The organism is Amycolatopsis sp., assembly GCF_036008905.1.
Taxonomy (GTDB): Bacteria; Actinomycetota; Actinomycetes; order Mycobacteriales; family Pseudonocardiaceae; genus Amycolatopsis.
In genome coordinates, this window is sequence record NZ_DASYMU010000073.1 from 1 (window position 1) to 7274 (window position 7274).

General features: G+C 69.1%; 7 protein-coding genes. 1 reads left to right on the plus strand and 6 read right to left on the minus strand.

The window, feature by feature from the left end:
* Window positions 1-144: 144 nt before the first annotated feature.
* The 5 genes from VGP60_RS14230 to VGP60_RS14250 form a co-directional block, all read right to left on the minus strand.
* Window positions 145-942, minus strand: coding sequence for an MHYT domain-containing protein (locus VGP60_RS14230; RefSeq protein ID WP_327548458.1), 798 nt, complete (start codon window positions 940-942; stop codon window positions 145-147).
* Between the two features lie 33 nt (window positions 943-975).
* Window positions 976-1566 carry a GTP-binding protein gene (locus VGP60_RS14235; RefSeq protein ID WP_327548459.1) on the minus strand — a complete coding sequence of 197 codons (591 nt, stop codon included), beginning with the start codon at window positions 1564-1566 and terminating at the stop codon, window positions 976-978.
* Window positions 1547-1942, minus strand: a complete 396-nt coding sequence (locus tag VGP60_RS14240; RefSeq protein ID WP_327548460.1) for a DUF742 domain-containing protein — start codon at window positions 1940-1942, stop codon at window positions 1547-1549. Before VGP60_RS14240 ends, VGP60_RS14235 begins: the two co-directional genes overlap by 20 nt.
* A complete protein-coding gene (locus VGP60_RS14245) occupies window positions 1939-2388 on the minus strand; it encodes a roadblock/LC7 domain-containing protein (protein ID WP_327548461.1) in 450 nt (149 codons plus the stop codon). Before VGP60_RS14245 ends, VGP60_RS14240 begins: the two co-directional genes overlap by 4 nt.
* A 71-nt stretch (window positions 2389-2459) precedes the next feature.
* Window positions 2460-4880 (minus strand): sensor histidine kinase, encoded by a 2421-nt coding sequence (locus tag VGP60_RS14250; RefSeq protein ID WP_327548462.1) that lies wholly within the window; start codon window positions 4878-4880, stop codon window positions 2460-2462.
* A gap of 857 nt (window positions 4881-5737) precedes the next feature.
* On the opposite strand from VGP60_RS14250, the gene VGP60_RS14255 reads away from it, so the two are divergent.
* The gene (locus VGP60_RS14255; RefSeq protein ID WP_327548463.1) at window positions 5738-6778 is read left to right on the plus strand and encodes a LacI family DNA-binding transcriptional regulator; all 1041 of its coding nucleotides are present in this window, start codon (window positions 5738-5740) and stop codon (window positions 6776-6778) included.
* Here the strand turns inward: VGP60_RS14255 and VGP60_RS14260 are convergent.
* Window positions 6738-7274 (minus strand): DUF305 domain-containing protein (locus tag VGP60_RS14260; protein WP_327548464.1); only part of this gene is annotated, 537 nt, incomplete at its 5' end. The genes VGP60_RS14255 and VGP60_RS14260 overlap by 41 nt on opposite strands.

The following is a 7274-nucleotide window of genomic DNA, read 5'->3' on the forward strand; positions in this document are numbered from 1 at the left end:
CAAAAATGCCAGAAGCGGCTGCACTGGCCACACCTGGCACCCACACCCGAGTCGCCACGGAGCGTGGCATGCCAGTCATCCAGGGTAATGATGATCTTGAGTCGAGCTTAAGTCAGTGGCATTGCTGTCGACAGATGGCGACGGTCAGTTTCGGTGGGCGCCGGCGAGGGCGGGTTCCGCGGGAGGCTCGGCGGCGACCGCGGCGTTGCGTTCGCTGAGCGGCGGCGCCATCAGCACCGCGCAGATGGGCACGGCCATCGCCAGCGCGGCGAGCACGAACACCGGGAACAGGAACGAGAACACCTCGGTGCCGGACGGGTCCGGCGCCGACATGTCCATGGTCATCTGCACCGCGGCCATGCCGGTGTAGTGCATCCCGGTGACCGCCGCGCCCATCACCAGGCCCGCGACCAGCCGGGGGAGCAGGTTGTCCAGCGCGACGGCGAACCACAGCGCGGTTGTCGCGGCGATGATGGCGATGACGATCGACAGGGCCACGATGGCGCCGTTGTAGCCGAAGCTGCCCTTGATCTGCAGTGCCCACATCCCGGTGTAATGCATGAGGTTCACCGCGAGTCCGGTGATCAGCCCGCCCAGCAGCAGGCGCCACCAGGTGAAGCGCGCGTTGACGCCGACCACCAGCAGCCCGAGGAACACCGCCGCGATGGACAGGACCGCCGAGAGGATGGTGCGCGGGATGTCGTAGCGCACCGGCATTCCCGGCGTTTCGAAGCCCAGCATGGCGATGAAGTGCATGACCCAGATGCCGACGCCGCCGATGGACACCGCGGCTAGCGCCAGCCAGCTCCACCGGCTTCGTTCAGTGGTGGCGTAGCGGGCTTGCACGGTGCAGGCGAGCCCGAGGGCACACCCGACGGCCGAGGTCAGGTAGGCGAGGACCAGCAGCCATCGGCCCATCGCGAAGTTCTGTACGTGGTCCAACGGGTTTCCTCTCCTGGGCACCGACGGGAAACGTCAGGCCATGTGGGACGGTATGTCCATTTGGGACAGTGCGTGCCGGGTGGCGGCGATCAGGGCTTCCTTGGTGGACTCCGCCGAGCGGGCGTCACAGGTGATCACCGCGACGTCCGGGGGGATCCTGAGCGCTTCGCGGACCTGGTCCGGGGTGTGCTGCTCGGTGCCCTGGAACTGGTTGATGGCCACCAGGAACGGCAATCCGCGCGATTCGAAGAAGTCGATCGGCGCGAAGCTGTCGGCGAGGCGGCGGGTGTCGACCAGTACCACGGCCGCGATCGCGCCGTGTACGAGGTCGTCCCACATGAACCAGAACCGGTGCTGGCCCGGCGTGCCGAAGACGTAGAGCACGAGGTCGTCGGCGAGGGTGATCCGGCCGAAGTCCATCGCCACCGTGGTCGACGTTTTCCCTGGGATGGACGAAGTTTCGTCGACGCCGACGCTCGCCGCGGTCATCACGGCTTCGGTACGCAGCGGGTTGATTTCCGACACCGCGCCGACGAAGGTCGTCTTGCCGGAGCCGAAGCCGCCGGCGACGACTATCTTCGCGGAGGTGATCTTCGCGGGATGGTCAGAGCGAGTGTAGTCCACTTAGGACCCTTTCGAGCAGATCATGACGCTCGTCCCAGGTGGCGTCCGGGGTGAGCGTTTCCCGTACGGTCACCATTCCGGAGCCGAGCAGGTCGCCGACGAGCACCCTGGCCACGCCCAGTGGCAGGGCCAGCAGCGCGGCGATTTCGGCCAGTGAACGAGGTTGCAGGCAGAGCTGGGTGACCCCCGACAACGCGCTGGTGCGGTTGTAGGACGTGGTTCGTCCTTCGGGGGTGGTGACGACGAGCGCCTCGATGGCGAGGGTGACCGTCGGCTGGGTACGTCCTTCCGTCCAGGCATAGGGCCGCGCCAGTGACGGCGCGGCCCGCTGTTCCTCGTGCCTGGGGGCGGGTGGTTCGTACTCGTAGCCGTTCACGGCCGGGCCTGGGCCGCCGGGAACTGGCGCAGGGGTGTGTCGACCATCTTCCCGACACGGTCGACGAGCAGGGTCATCTCGTAGCCGACGAGCCCGATGTCGCAGCCGGGATTGGCCAGTACCACCAGATTCGAGCCGTCACCGACGCTCATCAGGAGCAGGAAACCCTGCTCCATCTCGATGACCGACTGCACGACCTGGCCAGCGGTGAACAGCTCCGCGGTGCCCACCGCGAGGCTGGACAAGCCCGACGCGATCGCCGAAAGCTGGTCCCCGCGGTCGCGCGGCAGGCTGTCGTTGGCCGCCACGAGCAGTCCGTCCGCGGAGACGAGCGCGGCGTGCGCGACACCCGTGACCTCTTGCGTGAACGACGAAACCAGCCAGTTCAGCGTGGGCGCCGTCGACGTCGCCGCCGATCCGCTGGCTGCCGGGATTCTTGCGGGCATGTCCCCTCCTCGTACGCGGGTGCCGGGCCGGGCACCCACCTGTCGCCGTCCGTACCTGTCTCCGGTCTCCGTCATCGCGGATCCGCCTTCCCCTCACCTCGCGGTTCGGACTCGCTTCCCGTACGAGTCCGAGCTGCCCGCATTCCGTTGTAGTGCCGTGCCAGGTTGTTCCGGACCGCCTCCGGATCCCGGAACCCCGCGGGCTTGGCTTCCGCCGGCTTCCGGGGCGCGGCCGCCCCCGGCGCCAGCTGCGCGCCGGGTTTGCGCGTCGGCAGCCCCGACGAGGTGATCGGGGTGTCGGCGGGCACCGCGACGGCGTTCTCGGCGGCCTGCCGGATCTCGTCGGCCGGGGTGACCCAGCCGCGCGTGACCTCGGCGGAATTCGCGGCGGCGGGCCTGTCCACGGCGGGTTTGGCCACCGGGGGAGCCTCGATCGCGGGCGGGCCGCCGATCGGGGCGCTCTGCGTGGGGGGCACCTCGGTGAACCAGTTCGACAGCAGCTGGTCGAAGATCGGCGTCCGCATCGGGGGCGCGTTCGGCGGCTGGACCGGCCGGACCCGGCCGAGCGTCGGCGCCGGTTCGGCATCCTCGTAGTGCGGCGGCCGCGGACGGTGGTTGTTCTCCAGCGCCCGGTGCGACGCCGAGCCGTTCAACGCGGGCACGGGTTCGGGCGCCCGCTGTTCGATCCGGGGCTGTGGGGCCACCGGCGTGCCGTCGGCGATGACGAGATCACCGGGCACATGCACGCTCGCGGTGATGCCCGCCCGGCCGGACCTGGTCATGGTCGCGCGCAGCCGGACCGTCACCCGGTGCGGCGCGGCCAGCCGCCCGACCACGAACAGGCCCATCCGCCGCGTGGTTTCCGGGCTCACCGCGGCACCGGCGCCGAGCCGCAGGTTGGCGGCCTCGATGTCCTCGGCCGTCATGCCCAGCCCGACGTCGACGACCTCGACCAGCAGGCCGCCGTCGGAACCGCGATCCGCGGTGAGGACCACCTTCTCCTCGGGCGGCGAGAAGCGCGTGGCGTTTTCGAGCAGCTCGGCGAGGATGTGCACGACGTCCGCCGCGGCCTCCGAGCGGACGGCTCCGTGGGGCGCGTTGCCGAGCGAGACCCGGCGGTAGTCCTTGACCTCCGACGTCGCCGCGCGCAGCAGCTCGACCATGGGGATCGGGCCCTGGCCCTGCCTGGTGGGACTGCCGCCGGCGAGGACTTGGAGGTTCTCACCGTTGCGGCGCAGCCGGGTGGCGATGTGGTCGATCCGGAACAGTTCTTCGAGGCGGTGCGGATCCTGTTCGTCGGCCTCGAGGTCTTCGATGACCGACAGCTGCAGTTCCACCAGCGACTGGTTGCGGCGGGACAGCGTCATGAACATCTCGCTGACCTGCTTGCGCAGTTCGGCCTGTTCCCCGGCGAGGCGGACGGCCTGGCGGTGCATGTCGTCGAACGCGCGGGCCAGCTGGCCGATCTCCTCTCCCGTGTGGACGGACACCGGCTCGATCGAGTGCCAGTCCACGTCTTCCCCGGCCTGGACCCGTTTGATCGTTTCAGGGAGCTGGTGGTGCGCGGCGCTCAGTGCGGCGGTGTGCAGCCGCCGTACCGGCGAGACCAGCGAGCGGGCCACGAGCAGGGCCACGGCGAGCGCGCCGAGCAAGGAGCCGAGTACCAGCGCGGCGTCGCGCAGGGCGTTCGAGCGGGCCACGTTGGCCTGGCTCGACACCGTGTCGGACAGCGTGTCGATGAACCCGTCGAGCAGCTGCCCGAGCGCGGTGGATTCGCTTTCCAGTGAAGGAACCAGCGTCGCCAGGTTGTCGGCGCGGTCGGCGTTCTGCGCGTTCTGCAGCGCGGTCAGCCGGTTCGCCTCGCCGCCGGTCGCCTGGGTGAACCGGGCGGCCAGGTCGGCGGGCAGGCCGCGCAGGATTTGGCTGCCTAGTACGGATTCCTCGGCCGCGGCACCCACCGCGGCGACGCGGATCGACTTGTCGCCGGGGACCTGCAGCGCGGATTTCACCAGCGTCTCCTGGACGGCGACACCCGCCCGCTGCTGCATCAGCAACTTGGTGGTGCCTGCCGTGGCGTCGAGGTTCGTGCTGCCCGCCGCGGAGATCAGGCTCGGCACGATCTCGCTGAGCGCGAAGACGATGTCGCGGTAGCCGGCCGTTTTGGACAGGGCGTCACCGCTGGCCGTCCCAGCCGCCCGCAGCCCGGCGAGCTTGCCGAGCGCGATGTTCAGGTTGCGGCCCGTTTCCGGCGAGAGCTCGGTGAAGTCGGCGTCGTGCTGCACCGTCGCGGCCTTCGCGTCGATCATCGAGGTCAACGCGGTGGGTGCGCCGGCGGGAGTGGAACCGGCGGTCACCATCTCCTGGCCCACGAGTTCGGCAAGCTCGACGGTGCCTCGCAGGACGGGCAGCTGGTCGCGGACTCCGCTGAGCGTCTCGGCTTGGGCGAGCTCGGTCTGGATCCGCGCACCGCCCAAGGTGAGTGCGACGATCACCGGCAGGAGGAGGACGACGGAGATCTTGCTTCGGAGGGACCAGCTCTGAGGCAGCCAAGGCGCATCGGACCGCCGATCGGCCGCCGGCACTGTTTCTTCCATCTTCTGGGCCGCTCGATTCGTACCCTCGCCCGGAACGGAACCGGACAAGCGCGATCACTCCACGGGGCGAGCCCCATTGGATATCCGAACAATGCGTACCGGCCCCCGGTCCGGTATGTCGTCACCTGGCGGTATTACCCCGCGTAATGATCGACTCGGAGTGAGACAACAGGAGTAATGGTGGTTTTGTCAAGGTCGTCGGTAACTGTCCGGAAACGGTCGTTTATTGTGGTAGAAGGCCCGGTTAGGCCGAATGCACTATAGGTGGCGAAGAATGGGACACCGGTCGTGCGGCGGTGGACGCATGGCGTGTTCGTCGGCCAGGATCGGCCACGGTCCGGCTGGTATCGAGCGCGGAGCGTGAGCTTCGGCGGGGAATCCGGGAAAAACACCGGCCGGAAAAGATTTGGCTTAGTTCGCGCGGTTCGTCGATTTTGTGGGTAAAAATGCCCGCCCGGGAATTATTCGTGATCTCATTTCCGAAAGCCCCCGCGACGGGTTGATTGTTCCCGAACCATTCGAAAGGTGTGCCCGTTGGTTATTTCTTCGCCGCCGGTATGGCGGAATCCTCCACCCCTGACGGGGCACACGACTACGGGAACGCGACACACGACTACGCAGACGTGCAACACGAGCGTTTCCTGTCTGTGCAGGCGTGTTGCGCGGTGGCGTAGCTGTGTTGCGCGTTGGTGAAAGGTGTGGCGGGCGGGCGCGTGGGTGGGGAGAGCGCTCTCATTTTGTGCTAGAAACGTGGGGTGAGCACAGAGCAGCCGGCCGCCCCGACCCTCGAGCATGTCGCGGCGGTCGCCGGGGTGTCGCGCGCGACGGTTTCGCGGGTGGTCAACGGGATCCGCAACGTCGCGCCCGAGCGGCGCGAGGCCGTCGAGCGCGCGATCAAGGCGACGGGGTACGTACCGAACCTCGCCGCGCGGTCGCTGGTCACCAAGCGCACCGGCTCGCTCGCGCTGGTCCTGTCGGAACCGGCCAAGCACGTCGACGACAATTCGTCGGGCGGCATCGTGAGCGATCCGTTCTTCGGCCGGGTGATCAGCGGCGTGCTCGGCGCGCTGCGGCCGCACGGGCTGCACCCGATGCTGATGGTGGTCGACACCGACGAAGACCGCGACGCGCTCGTGCCACGGCTCCGGCAAGACGGGATCGACGGCGTCCTGCTGATTTCCCTGCATCCCGGCGATCCGCTCCCGTTGCGCCTGACCGAGGCCGGGGTGCCGACGGCGTTGTTCGCCCGGCCCGCGCGCCCGGCGCCGGTCAGCTACGTAGACGTCGCCCATCGCGACGGTGCCGCGCTCGCGGCCGCGCACCTGGTGGAGCGCGGTTGTCAGCGCGTGGCCACCATTTCCGGCCCGCTCGACGCACCCGCCGGGCTCGACCGGTCGGCGGGGTTCCGCGAGGCGATGGCGAGGCACGGCCGCCCTTTCGTGCCCTCGGCGGAGGGCAATTTCACCCAGCTCGGCGGAGAGCGGGCGATGGAACGCCTGCTCGCCGAGGAATCCGGGATGGATGGCCTGTTCGTCGGCAACGACCTGATGGCCCTCGGCGCGCTCGGCGTCCTGCGTGACCACGGCCGCCGCGTACCGGAGGACATCGCGGTGGTCGGGTTCGACGACAGTCCGGCCGCGCTGAGCTGCCGTCCCCAGCTGACGACGGTCCGCCAGCCCGTCGAGGACATGGGCGCGGAAATGGTCCGCATGGTGCTCGCGGCCATCGCCGAACCCGGGCGCGGCCCGACGTCGGTCATCTTCGATCCGGTACTGGTCGTGCGCCGGTCGACGTGACGATCTCGGCCGCCAGCGAACGGGCTTCGCCGTCCTGGCCGGATTGTTGCTCTCCTCGGGAAAGCAGCGCGGCCTGGTCCAGATGGGCGTTGAGCAGGGCCGTGGCCCGCCGGTCGAATTCGGCTCCGCGACTGTCGCGGAGCACGACCAGGTCGGCGCCGGTCACCATGCCCGGCATCCGGTGTCCTTCGTGGATACTCGCCGACGGAAGGCCCGCGCGATCCCGCAAACTGCGCAACCGCACCAGGTTCGCGTTCTGCCACACGGCGATCTCGGTCGTGAGCGCGGGACTGTCACCGTGTTCCGGGGCCAGCCGCAGCAGTTCGACGACGTTCTCGGTCATCGGCACCATCAGCTGCAGCCAGGCCAGGTCGGTCCCGTTGAAACTCGTCTGAGCGGCGGACGTCGAAAGAGCGGGCGCCGAAACGGGTTCCGGGCCGCACCCGGAAACCAGCAGCGCCGCGCCGGCGCACAGCGCGGTGAACGCTGTGCGCCG